The 16,766-nt window shown below is 73.8% G+C and carries 11 protein-coding genes and 3 pseudogenes; 8 read left to right on the top strand and 6 right to left on the bottom strand.

Annotation, left to right across the window (positions count from 1 at the left end):
- The first annotated feature begins 50 nt into the window (after positions 1-50).
- A complete protein-coding gene (locus ACFY4B_RS39160) occupies positions 51-1,295 on the top strand; it encodes a cytochrome P450 (RefSeq protein ID WP_387976063.1) in 1,245 nt (414 codons plus the stop codon).
- 28 nt (positions 1,296-1,323) lie between these two features.
- Here the strand turns inward: ACFY4B_RS39160 and ACFY4B_RS39155 are convergent, their stop codons facing one another.
- Positions 1,324-2,727: a short-chain fatty acyl-CoA regulator family protein gene (locus tag ACFY4B_RS39155; protein WP_387976060.1), complete on the bottom strand. Its 1,404-nt coding sequence runs from the start codon at positions 2,725-2,727 to the stop codon at positions 1,324-1,326.
- A 348-nt stretch (positions 2,728-3,075) separates the two neighbouring features.
- On the opposite strand from ACFY4B_RS39155, the gene aceA reads away from it, so the two are divergent.
- The 3 genes from aceA to ACFY4B_RS39140 all read left to right on the top strand — a co-directional run bounded on the left by aceA (position 3,076) and on the right by ACFY4B_RS39140 (position 7,040).
- Positions 3,076-4,368, top strand: a complete 1,293-nt coding sequence (aceA, locus tag ACFY4B_RS39150; protein ID WP_387976057.1) for an isocitrate lyase — start codon at positions 3,076-3,078, stop codon at positions 4,366-4,368.
- A 167-nt stretch (positions 4,369-4,535) separates the two neighbouring features.
- Positions 4,536-6,146, top strand: a complete 1,611-nt coding sequence (gene aceB, locus ACFY4B_RS39145) for a malate synthase A (RefSeq protein WP_387976054.1) — start codon at positions 4,536-4,538, stop codon at positions 6,144-6,146.
- A gap of 27 nt (positions 6,147-6,173) precedes the next feature.
- Positions 6,174-7,040, top strand: coding sequence for a 3-hydroxybutyryl-CoA dehydrogenase (locus ACFY4B_RS39140; protein WP_387976051.1), 867 nt, complete (start codon positions 6,174-6,176; stop codon positions 7,038-7,040).
- Positions 7,041-7,280: 240 nt separating this feature from the next.
- On the opposite strand, the pseudogene ACFY4B_RS39135 reads toward ACFY4B_RS39140, so the two are convergent.
- A pseudogene (locus ACFY4B_RS39135) lies at positions 7,281-7,931 on the bottom strand (adenosylcobinamide amidohydrolase); the annotation flags it as partial.
- Positions 7,932-8,216: 285 nt separating this feature from the next.
- Between ACFY4B_RS39135 and ACFY4B_RS39130 the strand changes: the two are divergent.
- The 3 genes from ACFY4B_RS39130 to ACFY4B_RS39120 are packed head-to-tail and all read left to right on the top strand — an operon-like array spanning position 8,217 to position 11,783.
- Complete coding sequence (locus ACFY4B_RS39130; protein WP_387976049.1) at positions 8,217-9,722, top strand: MmgE/PrpD family protein; 1,506 nt, start codon at positions 8,217-8,219, stop codon at positions 9,720-9,722.
- Positions 9,722-10,627, top strand: a complete 906-nt coding sequence (gene prpB, locus ACFY4B_RS39125) for a methylisocitrate lyase (protein ID WP_387976047.1) — start codon at positions 9,722-9,724, stop codon at positions 10,625-10,627. Before ACFY4B_RS39130 ends, prpB begins: the two co-directional genes overlap by 1 nt.
- A 19-nt stretch (positions 10,628-10,646) precedes the next feature.
- Positions 10,647-11,783 carry a bifunctional 2-methylcitrate synthase/citrate synthase gene (locus ACFY4B_RS39120; RefSeq protein WP_387976044.1) on the top strand — a complete coding sequence of 379 codons (1,137 nt, stop codon included), beginning with the start codon at positions 10,647-10,649 and terminating at the stop codon, positions 11,781-11,783.
- 21 nt (positions 11,784-11,804) lie between these two features.
- On the opposite strand, the gene ACFY4B_RS39115 is transcribed toward ACFY4B_RS39120, so the two are convergent.
- From ACFY4B_RS39115 to folP, 3 genes are all read right to left on the bottom strand, one after another.
- Positions 11,805-12,416, bottom strand: coding sequence for a polysaccharide deacetylase family protein (locus tag ACFY4B_RS39115; RefSeq protein ID WP_241852960.1), 612 nt, complete (start codon positions 12,414-12,416; stop codon positions 11,805-11,807).
- A gap of 446 nt (positions 12,417-12,862) precedes the next feature.
- Complete coding sequence (locus ACFY4B_RS39110) at positions 12,863-14,326, bottom strand: short-chain fatty acyl-CoA regulator family protein (RefSeq protein WP_387976041.1); 1,464 nt, start codon at positions 14,324-14,326, stop codon at positions 12,863-12,865.
- Positions 14,327-14,375: 49 nt separating this feature from the next.
- The gene (gene folP, locus ACFY4B_RS39105; RefSeq protein ID WP_387976038.1) at positions 14,376-15,257 is read right to left on the bottom strand and encodes a dihydropteroate synthase; all 882 of its coding nucleotides are present in this window, start codon (positions 15,255-15,257) and stop codon (positions 14,376-14,378) included.
- A 134-nt stretch (positions 15,258-15,391) separates the two neighbouring features.
- Between folP and metF the strand changes: the two are divergent.
- Positions 15,392-16,309, top strand: a pseudogene (gene metF / locus ACFY4B_RS39100) (methylenetetrahydrofolate reductase [NAD(P)H]).
- A gap of 83 nt (positions 16,310-16,392) precedes the next feature.
- Here the strand turns inward: metF and ACFY4B_RS39095 are convergent.
- Positions 16,393-16,680: pseudogene (locus ACFY4B_RS39095) on the bottom strand (5-methyltetrahydropteroyltriglutamate--homocysteine S-methyltransferase); the annotation flags it as partial.
- Positions 16,681-16,766: the final 86 nt, after the last annotated feature.

The raw sequence follows: 16,766 nt of genomic DNA, 5'->3' as shown, positions 1-16,766 counted from the left end.
GCACCGTCCCGGCGCCGCGGACCGCCGCCGCCACCCCCGAGGAGCCCGCCATGGCCACCACCGACACCCCCGGCACCAGCACCGGATCCCCAGGCACGCTGTACCGCCGGATCACCGACTACGCCAACCGCGCCGACCCCTACCCCCTCTATGCCGAGCTGCGCGAGCACGGCGTGGCCCGCCAGGACGACGGCGGCTACCTGGTCGGCACCTACGACGAGGTCGCCGCGCTGCTCCACGACCCGCGGATCAGCTCCGACCGCCGCAACCGCACCGACCCGGACGAGGTGCAATCCGTCCCGGTCGCCTTCATCGGCCGCGACGACCCCGAGCACGAACGGCTGCGCGACATCGCCATGCGCCCCTTCGGCCCACCGCACGCGCCCGGCCGGGTCGACGCCATGCACGACGAGATCACCGCGATCGCCGGGGAGTTGATCGACGGGCTGCGCGGCCGCGACCGGATCGACCTCGTCGAGGACTTCGCCTACCCGCTCCCCGTCACCGTGATCTGCCGGCTGCTCGGGGTGCCGCGCGAGGACGAACCCCGCTTCCACGCCTGGTCCGAGACCCTGATCGAGGGCTTCGACCCCACCCCCGGCACCGACCCGGCCGAGCGGCAGCGGGTGGCCCTCCAGGCCCGGACGGACATGGGGCTGTACCTCGGCGAACTCGCCGAGAGCCGGCGCGGCAGGCCCTCCGACGACATGCTCTCCGCCTTCGTCAACGACCCCGGCCCGGACGGCGGCTTCACCACGCCGGAGCTGATGGCCACCGCCGTCCTGCTGCTCATCGCCGGGCACGAGACGACCGTCAACCTGGTCACCAACAGCGTGCTCACCCTGCTGCGCCATCCCGAGGCCCTCCAACTGATGCGCGAACGGCCCGAGTTGATGCCGGGCATGGTGGAGGAGGTGCTGCGCTACGAGCCCCCGGTCCAACTGCTGCCGCAGCGCACCGCGCTGACCGACGTCGAGGTCGACGGCGTCACCATCCCCAAGGGCGCGCCGTTGGTCCTGGTCCTCGCCGCCGGCAACCGGGACCCGCGGCGGTTCCGCGACCCGGACCGCTTCGACCCGACCCGGCAGGACAACCAGCACCTCGGCTTCGGCAGCGGCGTGCACAGCTGCTTCGGCGCGCCGCTCGCCAGGGTCGAGGGGCAGATCGCCCTCACCGCGCTCGTCCGCCGCCTCGACGACCCCCGACTGCTCCAGGACCCGCCCGTGTACCGCCGCAGCCCGATCCTGCGCGGGCCCCGCCACCTGCCGCTGGCGGTCTCCGGCATCACGGACTGAGCGTGCCGCCCCAGCCGTCCGGGCGCCCTCAGTCCCGGGGGCCGGGCAGCGCGGCGTACGGGACGAAGGTGCTGGTGTGCTCGTCGACGGCCAGCGGTCGGCCGATGGCCGGGGCGGAGCGCTGCGGGCAGGCCGGGCGTTCGCAGACCTTGCAGCCGAGGCCGATCGGGGTGGCGGCCGCCTCGTCGCCGAGGTCCAGGCCGGCGGAGTAGACCAGTCGGCCGGCGTGCCGGATCTCGCAGCCGAGGCCGATGGCGAAGGTCTTGCCGGGGCGGCCCCAGCCGCCGGGCGAGCGGGTGACGGCGCGGGCGGTCCAGAGGTAGCGGCGGCCATCCGGCATGGCGGCGACCTGGACGTGGACGCGCCCGGGGGCGGCGAAGGCGTCGTAGACGTTCCACAGCGGGCAGGTGCCGCCGGTGCGGGAGAAGTGGAAGGGCGTGGCGGACTGGCGCTTCGAGACGTTCCCGGCCCGGTCGACGCGTACGAAGGAGAACGGCACGCCGCGCAGGCCGGGGCGCTGGAGGGTGCTGAGCCGGTGGCAGACCGTCTCGTAGCCGACGCCGAAGTGGTCGGCGAGGTGCTCGATGTCGTAGCGGGCCGCCTCCGCCTGGGCGTGGAAGCCGGCGTAGGGCAGGACGAGGGCGGCGGCGAAGTAGTTGGCCAGGCCGATGCGGGTGAGCGCGAAGGCGGTGGATCTCTCCGGGCTGTCCTGGGAGGCGAGTTCGGACAGCAGGGAGTCGTGTTCCAGGTAGGCCAGTTGCGTGGCCATCCGGAAGGCCTGCTGGCCGGGGCGCAGCCGGTCGGACAGCCGGAGGGTCCGGGTCGGCTCGTCGTACTGGTGCAGTCGGCCGCCTCCGGTGGCGATCCGAACCCGGTGCCCGGTGGCGAGCCGTTCGGCCAGAACGGTCCGGACCTCCCCGCGCCGCAGGCCGATGGATGTCGCCAACTCCTCGGCGGCCGTGTCGAGTTCGTGGAGGTAGTTCCGGCGGCGATAGAAGAACTCGCGGACCTGCTCGTGCGGGGTGTGCGTGTCGACCCCGAGGCCGCGGTCCCCGGCGAGGACGGCGAGCTGCTCGGCGGCGTCCCGGCGGCCTCGGGCCAGGTCGCTCAACAGCCGTGCCACGGAGGGCAGTCGGGCGGCGAGCTCGTCGAGGTCACCGCCGGTGATCCGGCCGGCCGTGACCTCCTCGCCGAGCGCGTCGCGCAGTTCGGCGGTGAGCCGGGCGCTGTCGGGCGGGGCGAAGTAGCCGGCCTCGACGCCGAAGGCCTCGGTGAGGCGCAGCAGGACGGGCACGGTGAGGGGCCGGGCGTCGTGCTCCAACTGGTTGACGTAGCTGGGCGAGAGGTCGAGCAGCCGGGCGAGGGCTGCCTGGCTGAGGCCGCGCTCCTCGCGCAGGCGGCGCAGCCGTGCACCGGCGAAGGCCTTTCCCATGGTGTCGCTCTCCCCGCTGTGCGCATCGGTCGATCCGGCGCGGGCAGCCTAGCCGCAGGGCAGCCGGCCAGGCCTTCGCAACCTTCGCGGATTCACCGGGAAGCATTCGCAGAAGTTGGCGGTGGTCCACCGGTGACGGCGGCTCAGCGGGGGTGCCAGAGTCGGTGCTGCGGCCGGGAGGTGTGCAGGACAGCCGCAGAACACCAGGTCGCTCGCGGTCCGGTGGGCTGTCCGGGCCTCCACGTCCCGCGGTGCGCCACCGCAGCCCGGCACCGTCCGGCCGCCCACTCGCCCTCGCGGTGAAGTGCGTCACATCCTTCGCAACAAGCACCCCTGGGGAGCAGACCCATGACTCAGTCGGTCCGGCAGCAGCAGGAGCAGCAGGCGGCGGAGCTCGCCGCCCGGTGGGCCTCCGACCCGCGGTGGGCGGGCATCGAGCGCACGTACACGGCGGCGGATGTGGTCCGGCTGTCCGGGACGGTGCGCGAGGAGCACACCCTGGCCCGGCGCGGCGCCGAGCGGCTGTGGCGGCAGCTGCACGAGCAGGACTACGTCCACGCGCTCGGCGCGCTGACCGGCGGCCAGGCCGTGCAGATGGTGAAGGCCGAGCTGCAGGCGATCTACCTGTCCGGCTGGCAGGTCGCGGCCGACGCCAACCAGGCCGGGCAGACGTACCCGGACCAGAGCCTCTACCCCGCCAACTCCGTTCCCCAGGTGGTGCGTCGGATCAACAACGCGCTGCTGCGGGCGGACGGGATCGACGCGGCGGAGGGCAACGGCGGCCCGGACTGGCTGGTGCCGATCGTCGCCGACGCGGAGGCCGGCTTCGGCGGCCCGCTGAACGCCTTCGAGCTCACCAAGGGCATGATCGCGGCCGGCGCGGCGGGCATCCACTACGAGGACCAGCTGGCCTCCGAGAAGAAGTGCGGCCACCTCGGCGGCAAGGTGCTCGTCCCCACCGCCCAGCACATCCGCACCCTGAACGCCGCCCGCCTCGCGGCCGACATCGCCGACGTGCCGACCCTGATCGTCGCCCGCACCGACGCGCTCGCCGCCAACCTGCTGACCAGCGACGTGGACGAGCGCGACGCCCGGTTCTGCACCGGCGAGCGGACGGCCGAGGGCTTCTACCGGGTCGAGCCCGGCATGGCCCCGGTGATCTCGCGCGGCCTGGCCTTCGCCCCGTACGCGGACCTGCTCTGGGTGGAGACCGGCACCCCGGACCTGGAGCAGGCCCGGGAGTTCGCCGAGGCGGTCAAGGCCGAGCACCCGGACACGATGCTCGCCTACAACTGCTCGCCCTCCTTCAACTGGAAGGCCGCGCTGGACGACGACCAGATCGCCAAGTTCCAGCGGGAGTTGGGGGCGATGGGCTACCGCTTCCAGTTCATCACGCTGGCCGGCTTCCACGCCCTCAACCACTCGATGTTCCAGCTCGCCCGCGGCTACGCCGAGCACGGGATGACGGCCTACGTCGACCTCCAGGAGGCCGAGTTCGCGGCCGTGCCGGACGGCTACACCGCCGTGAAGCACCAGCGCGAGGTCGGCACCGGGTACTTCGACCTGGTCTCCACCGCGCTCAACCCGAACGCCGAGACGCTCGCCCTGACCGGCTCCACCGAGGCCGAGCAGTTCCACTGAGTCCGAAGGAGGCCGCCGGGCCCGAAGCGGGCCGCCGAGCCGGAAGGACAGCACCACCGAGCCACCCCGGCGGCCGCTTTGGGGAGCGGACGCCGCCCACCCCGCCGCCCGGGGCCTCGTTGAGGGACGAGGCCCCGGGCGCCTTCCACCCGCCCCTGGAGCACCGGATGAGCCAGCCCAGCCGCATCGAGGTCCTCGGAGAACACGAGGACCGCTTCGACGAGATCCTCACCCCCGAGGCGCTCGCCTTCCTCGCCCGTCTGCACGACCGGTTCGCCGCCCGTCGCACCGCGCTGCTCGCCGAACGCGACCGGCGCCGCGCCGAGTTGGCGGACGGCGGCAGCCTCGACTTCCTCCCCGGGACCCGCGCCGTCCGCGAGGACAGCACGTGGCGCGTGGCCGGCGCCGGGCCGGGCCTGGCCGACCGCCGGGTGGAGATCACCGGCCCGCCCGAGCGCCGGATGACCGTCAACGCGCTCAACTCCGGTGCCAGGGTGTGGCTCGCCGACTTCGAGGACGCCACCACCCCCACCTGGCACAACCTGGTCTCCGGGCAGCTCAACCTGCTCGACGCGGTCGAACGCCGGATCGACGACACCACCCCGGAGGGCAAGCGCTACCGGATCGGCGACTCCCCCGCCACCATCGTCGTCCGCCCGCGCGGCTGGCACCTCGACGAGCAGCACCTGCTGGTCGACGGCCGCCCCGCCGTCGGCGCCCTGGTCGACTTCGGCCTCTACCTCTTCCACTGCGGCAAGCGGCAGATCGAGCGCGGCAGCGGCCCGTACTTCTACCTGCCCAAGCTGGAGGACCACCGCGAAGCCCGGCTCTGGAACGAGGTCTTCGCCTTCGCCCAGCCCGAGTTGGGCATCCCGCACGGCACGATCCGGGCCACCGTGCTGATCGAGACCATCACCGCGGCCTTCGAGATGGACGAGATCCTCTACGAGCTGCGCGAGCACGCCGCCGGGCTCAACGCCGGGCGCTGGGACTACCTGTTCAGCCTGATCAAGAACTTCGCCCAGCACGGCCCGCGCTACGTCCTGCCGGACCGCGCCACCCTCACCATGACCCAGCCCTTCCTGCGCGCCTACACCGACCTGCTGGTGCGCACCTGCCACCGGCGCGGCGCCCACGCCATCGGCGGCATGGCCGCCGCCATCCCCCAACGCGCCCCGGAGGCCAACGCGGTGGCCCTCACCAAGGTGCGCGCCGACAAGGAGCGGGAGGCCGGCGACGGCTTCGACGGCTCCTGGGTCGCCCACCCCGGCCTGGTCGCCACCTGCCGCACCGCCTTCGACGACGTCCTCGGCGACCGGCCGAACCAGCTCGACCGCACCCGCGAGGACGTCGAGGTCACCGCCGCCGACCTGCTCGGCGTGCACAGGCTGTCCGCCGGCCTGCCGACCGACCAGGGGCTGCGCTCCAACATCGCCGTCGCCCTGCGCTACCTCACCGCCTGGCTCGGCGGTTCCGGAGCCGTCGCCGTCTTCGGGCTGATGGAGGACGTCGCCACCGCCGAGATCGCCCGCTGCCAGATCTGGCAGTGGCAGCACCACTGCACCCGGCTGACCGGCGGCTCGCTCGTCACCCCGGACATGGTGCGGCGCCTGATCGACCGGGAGCGCGCCACGCTGCTCGCCGAGGGCGCCGACCCGACGCTGGTGGACGACGCGGTGCGGATCCTGGAGGACACCGCCCTCGGCGCCGACCTGCCCGCCTTCCTCACCACCGAGGCCTACGCCCGCCACCTCGTGCGGATCCGCACCGCGGCCTGAGCCGCCCCACCACGGAGGCAGTGCACCATGAACGACATCCGCCGCGTCGCGGTCGTCGGCGCCGGACAGATGGGCGCCGGCATCGCCGAGGTCTTCGCCCGCGCCGGGCTCGACACCGTCGTCTGCGAGGCCGGCCGGGACGCCCTGCGGACCGCCCGGGCCCGGATCGACCGCTCGCTGCACCGCGCCGCCGACCGCGGCCGGATCAGCGAGGAGCAGCGCACCGACGCCTGGGCCCACCTGCTGTTCGCCGACGACCTGGAGGCGCTCGCCGACCGCCAGTTGGTGGTCGAGGCCGTCGTCGAGGACGAACGGGTCAAGACCGAGGTGCTCACCACCCTGGACAAGGTGCTCGTCGCCGAGGACGCCGTCCTGGCCACCAACACCTCGGCCATCCCGGTCACCCGCCTCGGCATCACCACCGGCCGCGCCTCCCACGTCCTGGGCCTGCACTTCTTCAACCCGGCCCCGGTGATGCCCCTGGTCGAGCTGGTGGCCTCGCTGCACACCGCCCCGACCGTCCTCGACCGGGTGGCGGCCTTCGCCCGAGGCGCCCTCGGCAAGCACGTCGTCCACTCCCGCGACCGGGCCGGCTTCGTCGTCAACGCCCTGCTGGTGCCGTACCTGCTCGCCGGGATCCGGATGGCCGAGGCCGGCCACGCCAGCCCCGAGGACATCGACGCCGGGATGGTCCACGGCTGCGCCCACCCCATGGGGCCGCTCCAACTCGCCGACCTGATCGGCCTGGACACCGTCGAGGCGATCGCCCGGTCCATGTACGAGGAGTACAAGGAGCCGCTGTACGCGCCCCCGCCGCTGCTCTCCCGCATGGTGGAGGCCGGACTGCTCGGCCGCAAGAGCGGACGGGGGTTCCACGCGCACGCCTCGGCGTGACGAGCGCGCCCCGCCGGTGCCCGGCTCCCGTCGCGGAGGGCCCGGCACCGGCGGGGCGGCGTGGTTTCAGGCGGTGACGCGTCCGGGCGCTCCAGCCGCTCCGGGCACTCCAGCCGCTCCAGCCGCTCCGGCCGCTCCGGCTGAAAGGACGTCCGCCCGGTGGCAGTCCGGCCGGGGCCCCTGGTGCGGCACACCCGGCCCCTCCCGCCGCCGGGCCCGGTCGCGTTCCGCCCCGTCGAGGACGGCCCGGTGGACGGCGCGGGCCAGCCGGGAGCCCCAGACCGACCGCGGGCCGCCGAAGGGGTCGGCCGCCTCACCGTCGACCGGGGTGCGGACGGCCACGCACACGGCGTCGGACGGGGTGCCCGAGCACGAGTAGCCGGCGTCCAGGAGGGCCTGCACCTTCGCCTCGGTGGCCGTCGCCAGCAGGTTCACCAGCCCCGCGTCGGCCACCGGCGCGGGCACGACCGCGAGGATGTTGATCGTCCCCGGGACGTACGGTCCGGTCGGTGCCGCGGCTGCCGCGGCCCAGGTCGGGACGCCGATGCCGGTCGTCACCAGGGCGACGGCGCCGCCGTCCTCACCCCAGGTGCAGTCGTCGACCTCCGCGGCGGTCATCAGCCCGACGCCCGGCCCGCGCAGGCCCTCGGCCTCGGCCAGCTCCGCCAGGTGCCGCTCCGGATCCATCCGGCTGTAGCCGGGCCGGACCTGGGCGTTCACCACCCAGCCGCGCTCGCCGATCCCGCCGCCCAGCACGCCGCTGCTGACCATCCGCCAGCCCGGGCCGGCCTTCCACACCAGCAGGTGACGACACGAGCCGTCCTCCGACCGCGCGGACCGGAGGACGGCGGGTCGCCGCAGCTCGGACACCAGGCTGTTCGCTGTGATCACCTCAGAGGCAGGGGGCGGTCGGGGCCGGCCCGGTCCGGCGGCGTGGTGCGGTGATCACCGGCGGAGGAGGCCCTGTGGATCCTAGCCCCGCGAGACCGGTCCGCAGGATTCGCGGTTTCGCGGGCTCCGCAGGTTCGCACGATCCACGGTTTCGCAGGATTCGCGGATTCGCAGCCCGGAGCTGTCCGGATTCCGCGGATTGGCCTGCTGGATCCCCGCCCGCCGGCGCGGCAGCCTGGAGCGTACGAGCCCGTCAGGGCGGTCCCGACACTCCCGAGGAGTCCCGTGATCGAGCACCACGTCCGCGTCCATCCCAGCGCCGACCGGCTGCCGCGAGAGGAGCAGTTGGCCTGGAAACTGGCCGCCGTCGCGACCGCCACCGAGGAACTGGACCCGGCCGCCGTGGGCATGGCCGTCAACCGGGTCGTCGACAACGCCTCGGTGGCGGTCGCGTCGCTGCTGCGCCGGCCGGTGGCGGTGGCCCGGTCCCAGGCGCTCGCGCACCACGGGGCGCCCGGCGCCCGGGTGTTCGGCAGCCTGGCCAGGGTCTCCCCCGAGTGGGCGGCCTGGGCCAACGGCACCGCCGTGCGCGAGCTGGACTTCCACGACACCTACCTCGCCGCCGACTACTCCCACCCCGGGGACAACATCCCGCCGCTGCTGGCCGTCGCCCAGCACACCGGGCGCACCGGCGCCGACCTGCTGCGCGGCATCGTCGCCGCCTACGAGGTCCACGTCGCCCTGGTCAAGGGCATCTGTCTGCACGCCCACCGGATCGACCACGTCGCGCACCTGAGCGCGGCCACCGCCTGCGGGCTCGGCGCGCTGCTGCGGCTGCCGACGGAGACGGTGTACCAGGCGGTGCAGCAGGCCGTGCACACCACGACGGCGACCCGGCAGTCCCGCAAGGGCGAGATCTCCAGCTGGAAGGCCTTCGCCCCGGCATTCGCCGGCAAGGCCGCGATCGAGGCGGTGGACCGGGCGATGCGCGGCGAGACCTCGCCCTCCCCGGTCTACGAGGGCGAGGACGGCTTCCTCGCCTGGATGCTCGACGGCCCGGACGCCGACTACACCGTGCCGCTGCCCGAGCCCGGCGAACCGCGCCGGGCGATCCTGGACACCTACACCAAGGAGCACTCCGCCGAGTACCAGGCCCAGGCGGTCATCGACCTGGCCCGGCGGCTGCGCGAGAAGACCGGGCCGCTGGAGCGGGTGCGCTCGGTGGTGCTGCACACCAGCCACCACACCCACCACGTGATCGGCTCCGGCGCCAACGACCCGCAGAAGTACGACCCGACGGCCAGCCGGGAGACCCTCGACCACTCGATCCCGTACATCCTCGCCGTCGCCCTGGAGGACGGCGGCTGGCACCACGAGCGCTCCTACGCCCCCGAGCGCGCCAACCGCCCGGAGACCGTCGCCCTGTGGCGGAAGATCAGCACGGTCGAGGACCCGGAGTGGACCCGCCGCTACCACGACCCCGACCCGCAGCGCCGGGCCTTCGGCGGCCGGATCGTGATCACCCTGGACGACGGTTCCGTCATCGAGGACGAGCTGGCCGTCGCCGACGCCCACCCGGCCGGCGCCCGCCCCTTCGACCGCCCCGCGTACCAGCGGAAGTTCCGCACCCTCACCGAGGGCGTCGTCACCCCCACCGACCAGGACCGCTTCCTGTCGGCCGCGGCCGGTCTCGCCGAGCTGACAGCCGCCGGCCTCGACGAACTGTTCCCGGCCGTCGACTTCGAGGCCGTCCGCGAGTTCGACCGCACCCTGCCGAAGGGCCTGTTCTGATGCTGCACACCCGCACCACCGCCGCCGAGCGCCGCCGGGCGCTGCGCGAACAGCTCGCCTCCGGACGGCTGCTGCGCGTCCCCGGCGCGATCAACCCGCTCTCCGCCCGGCTCATCCAGGACACCGGCTTCGACGCCGTCTACCTCTCCGGCGCCGTCCTCGCCGCCGACCTCGGCCTGCCGGACATCGGCCTGACCACCTCCGCCGAGATCGCCGCCCGCGCCCAGCAGACCACCCGGGTCACCGACCTCCCGGTGCTGATCGACGCCGACACCGGCTTCGGCGAGCCGATGAACGCCGCCCGCACCGTCCAGCTCCTGGAGGACGCGGGGCTGGCCGGGCTGCACCTGGAGGACCAGGTCAACCCCAAGCGCTGCGGCCACCTCGACGGCAAGACCATCGCGCCCCGCGAGGAGATGGTCCGCCGGCTGCGCGCCGCCGTCGACGCCCGCCGCGACCCCGACTTCCTGCTGATGGCCCGCACCGACGCCCGCTCCGTCGAAGGACTCGGCGCCGCGATCGACCGGGCCAAGGCCTACGTCGACGCCGGAGCCGACGCGATCTTCCCCGAGGCCCTCGCCGACGAGGCCGAGTACGAGGCGTTCCGCAAGGCCGTGGACGTGCCGCTGCTCGCGAACCTCACCGAGTTCGGCAGGACCCCGCTGCTGGACACCCGCACCCTGGAGAGCCTCGGCTACAACATCGCCCTCTACCCGGTCACCCTGCTGCGGCTCGCCATGGGCGCGATCGAGGACGGGCTACGCACCATCGCCACCGAGGGCACCCAGCAGTCCCTCCTGCCGCGCATGCAGACCCGCTCCCGGCTGTACGAACTCCTCGGCTACGCCGACTACGCGGCCTTCGACTCGGCCGTCTTCGACTTCACCCTCCCGCCCGGCACCTGACCCGCACCGGAGACCAGCCATGCCCACCACCGCACCCGGGATCCACCGCGGCCTCGCCGGTGTCGTCGTCGACACCACCGGGATCTCCACCGTCATCCCGGAGACCAACTCCCTCACCTACCGCGGCTACCCCGTCCAGGACCTCGCCGCCCACCGCTCCTTCGAGGAGGTCGCCTACCTGCTCTGGCACGGCGAACTGCCCGACGGCGCCCAGCTGCGCGAGTTCCGGGCCCGCGAGCGCGCCCTGCGCCCGCTCGACCGCACCACCGCCGAGCTGCTCGCGAAACTGCCCGAGACCTGCCACCCGATGGACGTGCTGCGCACCGCCGTCAGCTTCTTCGGCGCCGAGGACCCGACCGAGGACGACGGCCGCCCGGCGTCCGGCCTCGCCAAGTCCCTGACCCTGCTGGCGAGACTGCCCACCGTCGTCGCCGCCGACCAGCGCCGTCGCCGGGGCCTCGCCCCGATCGCCCCGGACCCGGACCTCGGGTACGCGGAGAACTTCTTCCACATGTGCTTCGGCGCCGTGCCCGCCCCCGAGGTGGTCCGCTGCTTCGAGGTCTCGCTGGTGCTGTACGCCGAGCACAGCTTCAACGCCTCCACCTTCACCGCCCGCGTCGTCACCTCCACCCTCTCCGACCTCTACAGCGCCGTCACCGCCGCGATCGGCGCGCTCAAGGGCCCGCTGCACGGCGGCGCCAACGAGGCCGTGATGCACATGCTGGAGGAGATCGGCGACCCGGCCCGCGCCGCCGACTGGCTCGACGACGCCCTGGCGGCGAAGCGGAAGGTCATGGGCTTCGGCCACCGGGTCTACCAGCACGGTGACTCCCGCGTCCCGATCATGCAGGCGGCCCTCGACGAGCTGGTGGCCCTGGCGGCCGACCCCGGGACGACCCGGCTGGCCGCCCTGCACACGGCGCTGCGCGAGGCGGTGCTGGACCGCAAGGGCATCCACCCCAACCTCGACTACCCCGCGGGCCTCGCCTACCACCTGATGGGCTTCGACACCCCGGTCTTCACCCCGCTCTTCGTGCTGAGCCGGGTCACCGGCTGGACCGCCCACATCACCGAACAGCTCGCCCACAACGCCCTGATCCGCCCGCTCGCCTCCTACGACGGCCCGGAACAGCGGCCGGTGCCGGCCTCCGCGTAGGAGACCGGCACCGCCGTCCGGTCAGGCCCGCGGGGTGGTGAAGCGGTAGCCGGAGTCGATCAGGGAGGGGAGGAAGCGCGTGAGAGCGGCCACCGTCTGCGAACGGTCGCCCCCGCCGTCATGGGTGAGCACGATCGCTCCCGGGCGCATCTCCTTCGTGAGCCGACCGAGGATCACGTCCGTCCCCGGCTCTGCCCAGTCCTCCGGGTCGACCGTCCAGCCCATCGGCCGCATCCCGAGCTCCCTGCTCGTCCTGAGCGTCCTCGGGGCCCAGTCCCCGCCCGGGGCCCGGAACCAGACGGGCGACTTGCCGGTGATCCCGGCGAGGAGGTCGGAGGTGCGCGTCAGCTCCTCCCGCACCTGGGCGTCGTCGGGAAGGTGACGGAGGTCCGGATGGCTCCAGGTGTGGTTCCCGATGCGGTGCCCCCGCGCCGCGATCTCCCGGACCAGGTCGGGACGGGCGGCCGCGTTCTCGCCGATCAGGAAGAACGTCGCCCGGATCCCGTGCTTCTCCAGCAGCGCCAGGACGTCGGGGGTGTGGCGCGGATGGGGTCCGTCGTCGATGGTGAGGGCCACCACCTTCCCCTCCTCGGCGAGTTCGAACAGCGGCCGGCTCTCCGCCTCGGTCAGCACCCTGGGCGCTTCCGGGGCGGCCTCCGGTGCGGCCGCCGGTGCGGCCTCCGGTGCGGCCTCCGGGGGTGCGGCCGCCGGGGGCGCGGCCGCGGGCGGCGGCCCGGCGTTCCCTCTCGGCGCGGTACCGGGTTCCCCGGCCCGCCGTGCTCCCCCGCACCCTGCGGCGCCGAGGACCGACAACCCGGCCGCGGCCAGGATCAGCCTTCGCGAGACAATCTGATGATCTGACATTTTCTGGGTGTCCCCCCGGGCCTGACGCCCCCTCCCGGCGTTCACCCCGAGGGACCCACATCACCACCCGGAAGGACCCAGGGCCACACGGTCGGCGGCACGGTGCCGGGTCCGTCGCCGTCGCCCGGCCTGCGGCCGGGACGCCCCGACCACAGGGCCCCGACCGCGGCACCCGGGTGCCGCCCGCCGCCGGTGCGACGTCTCGGCGGCACCGGTCAGCGGCGCCCCTCCCGATCTCCGTCGCGCCCTTCGGCGACGACCGGGTACGGCACCCTGGTGCGCCGGTCCGGGTCCACCAGCAGCCGGCCGCTGACGGGGGGCCGGGCCCGCTGGGCGCAGTCGGTCCGCTCGCAGATCCGGCAGCCCAGGCCGATCGGCGTGGCCGCCTCCCGGCCGTCCAGGGCGATGCCCTCGGCGTAGACCAGGCGGTGGGCGTGGCGCAGCTCGCAGCCGAGCGCGACGGCGAACTCGCTGCGCGGCGCGCGGTGGCCGAAGCCGCCGTGGGTGACGGTGCGGGCGATCCAGAAGTACCGCTTGCCGTCCGGCATCTCGGCGATCTGGGTGAGGATCCGGCCGGGCGCCGAGAAGGCCTCGTAGACCGTCCAGAGCGGGCAGGTGCCGCCGAGGCGGGAGAAGTGGAAGTCGGTCGCGGACTGCCGCTTGGAGATGTTGCCCGCCCGGTCGGCGCGCAGGAAGGAGAACGGCACGCCCCGGCGGCCGGTGCGCTGCAGGGTGCTCAGCCGGTGGCAGACCGTCTCGAAGCCGACCCCGAAGCGGGCGCCGAGCAGGTCGATGTCGTAGCGCAGCTCCTCGGCGGCGGCGTGGAAGGCCGAGTAGGGCATCAGCAGCGCACCGGCGAAGTAGGTGGCGAGGCCGATCCGGGCGAGGTCCGCCGCCTGGGACGAGGTGAGGTCGGGCCCCGCCGCCGAGACCAGCGCGTCGAGCAGCGGCCGGTGCTCCAGCAGCGCGAGCTGGGTGGCCAGTTGGAAGGCCCGCTGGCCGTCGGTCAGCCACGCGGAGAGGCGGAGGGTGCCGCTCACCGGATCGAACCGGCGCATCTCCGCCTGCTGCCGGTGGTCCGCGTCGACCACCCGCACGCCGTGCCGTGCACCGAGTGCGGCCGCCAGCGCGGCGGCGAGGCCACCCGCTGTGGTCGCCCCGAGCGCGGTCGCGGTGCGCTCGGCCTCCTCGTCCAGGGCCGGGATGTGGTTGTGGTGCGTGTAGAAGAAGTCCCGTACCTCGTCGTGGGGTTCGGCCGGGCTGAGCGCGGCGGTCCCGGCGGCGTCGCCGAGATCGGCGACCCTGGCGGCCGCCTCCCGGTAGCGGCGGTACAGCGCGACGAGCGCCCGGGCCACGTCGGGGTGGTCCCGGCTCACCTCCGCGACGTCCTCGGCCGGGACGGGGGCGCCGCACGCCTCGTCGGCGAGGGCGGCGCGCAGGTCGGTGGCGAGGCGCTCCTCGTCGGCCTCGGAGAAGAACTCCGGGTCCACGCCGAACACCTCGGAGATCCGCAGCAGCACGGCGGCGGTGAGCGGGCGCTGGCTGTGCTCGATCTGGTTGAGGTAGCTGGTCGAGATGCCGAGCTCGTGGGCCAGCTCGACCTGGTTCATGCCGTGCTCGCGGCGCAGCCGGCGCAGCTTGGCGTGGGCGAAGATCTTGCGCCCGACGGGACGTGCCATGGTGCGACGCACCCCTCTTCTCTGTTCTTCCCCGGATGGTTGCGAAGGCCTACACCGGTACCTGGCCGACGGTCATCCGGTGGGCCCGTACGGCCGCCTCGACCCGCACGGCGTCGGCGGCCGCCCGCACCTCGTGGACCCGTACGGCCCAGGCGCCCTGCGCGGCGGCCAGGACGGCGGCGGCCGAGGTCGCGTCGTCCCGCTCCCGGGCCGGGCGGGGCGCGCCGGTGGCCGGGTCGGCGAGCAGTTCGCCGAGGAAGCGCTTGCGGGAGGGCCCGACCAGGAGCGGGCGGCCGAGCACGGCCCAGGCGTCCAGGGCGGCGAGCAGCGCCCAGTCGTCGCCCCGGCCCTTGGCGAAGCCGAGGCCGGGGTCGAGGACGACCTGCTCCGGGTCGACCCCGGCCGACACCACGGCGTCCAGCTGGCGCCCCACTTCGGCGACCACCTCGGCGACGACGTCCCCGTAGTCCGCCAGGTCGTCCATCCCCTGGGACTGCCCCCGCCAGTGCATGACGACGAACGGCACACCGGCCCGCGCGGCCGTCTTCGCCATGGCCTCGTCCGCCCGGCCGCCGCTGACGTCGTTGACGATCCGGGCCCCGGCGTCCACCGCGGCCTCGGCGACCCGGGCGCGCATCGTGTCGATGCTCACCAGGACGCCCTGCCGGGCGAGTCCGCGCACCACCGGCAGCACCCGCGCGAGCTCCTCCTCGACCGGCACCCGACGGGCGCCGGGGCGGGTCGACTCGCCACCCACGTCCACCATGTCGGCGCCCCGCGCGGCCAGCGCCAGTCCGTGTTCCACCGCCCGGCCCGGGTCCAGCCAGCACCCCCCGTCCGAGAACGAGTCCGGGGTGACGTTGAGGATTCCCATGACCGCGCAGCGGCCCCAGTCGGGAAGTCCGGGAAGGGCGTACGCATGTCTTTCCATGGCCCTATTGTGCAGCCTCCGGAGGCCGTTCCGCGACCACTCCCGACCGCCCTCGATCGCGGCCGGAGAAAACCCGCGTATCACACTGTGGACTTTCCACCACGCCATTCCGACCGGGCGTATACCGTCCTGTCATGACACTCGGGAAACCCTCCACGCGCACCGACCGGGCGGCAACCGTCCGCGACCTCCTTGCCACCGGAAAGCACTCCTATTCGTTCGAGTTCATGCCACCGCGGAACGCCTAGGCGGAAGCCGGCCTGTGGAACGCGATCCGCCGACTGGAGGCGCTCTCCCCCACCTTCGTCTCGGTGACCTACGGTGCGGGCGGCTCGACCCGGGAGCGGACGGTGAACGTCACCGGCCGCATCGCCCAGGAGACGACCCTCACCCCGGCCGCCCATCTGACCGCCGTCGGCCACAGCGTCGGCGAGCTCAGGAACATCCTCGGGCACTACGCCGATCAGGGAGTACGGAACATCCTGGCCCTACGCGGCGACCCTCCGGGCGACCCGCTGGGCGCCTGGGTCCGGCATCCGGGCGGGGTCGAGTACGCCGCCGACCTGGTTCACCTCATCAAGGACTCGGGCGACTTCTGCGTCGGGGTGGCGGCCTTTCCGGAAATGCACCCGCGGTCACCGGACTGGGAGTCGGAAATCCGGCACTTCGTCACGAAGTGCCGTTCCGGGGCCGACTACGCGATCACCCAGATGTTCTTCGAGGTGGACGGATACCTCCGTTTCCGGGACCGTCTCCAGAAGGCCGGATGCGATATTCTGGTGATTCCGGAGATCATGCCGGTGACCAGCATCCGGTCACTGCGCCGAATTCCGACCCTGAGCACCGCCGCCATTCCCACGGCCCTCTCCGACCGCATGCTGGAACATCAAAATGATCCCGCCGCCGTGCGCTCGATCGGGATCGAGCACGCCACCGCCATGTGCCGGCGGCTGCTTTCCGAAGGCGTGCCCGGGCTGCATTTCATGACCATGAACTTCTCCACGGTCACCACCGAGATCTACCAGAACCTCGGCCTGCCCCGGTCCGGCTGAACGGGCATGCGGGCCGCGCCGCGACGCGGCCCGCATGCCGTGGCGGGCGTCCCGAACCGGCGGAGGAGTCCCGCCCGGGCGTGTCAGCCGGCGAGCTCCGCGCGCAGCAGGCGGGCGGCGCCGACCAGGCTCTCCAGCGAGGCCCGGGTCTCCGACCAGCCGCGGGTCTTCAGCCCGCAGTCGGGGTTGACCCAGAGCCGCTCCGCCGGGATCGCGGCCAGGCCCGCGCGCAGCAGGGAGACGGCCTCCTCGGTGCTGGGGACGCGCGGGGAGTGGATGTCCCAGACGCCGGGGCCGACCTCGCGCGGGTAGCCCGCCTCGGCCAGCTCGCCGGCGACCTCCATGTGGGAGCGGGTCGCCTCCAGGGAGATTCCCAATGATGTTGTCAAGCCAGGGCGGTGACGCCTCGTGACTGCCTTACTGCGCTGGGGCGGCGTTCTTGGGCGCAACTGCATCG

Source organism: Kitasatospora sp. NPDC001261, from assembly GCF_042896795.1.
In the GTDB taxonomy this organism is placed as follows: domain Bacteria; phylum Actinomycetota; class Actinomycetes; order Streptomycetales; family Streptomycetaceae; genus Kitasatospora.
Note: the sequence above shows the minus strand (reverse complement) of the source record. Positions and strands in the feature narration are given on the sequence as shown.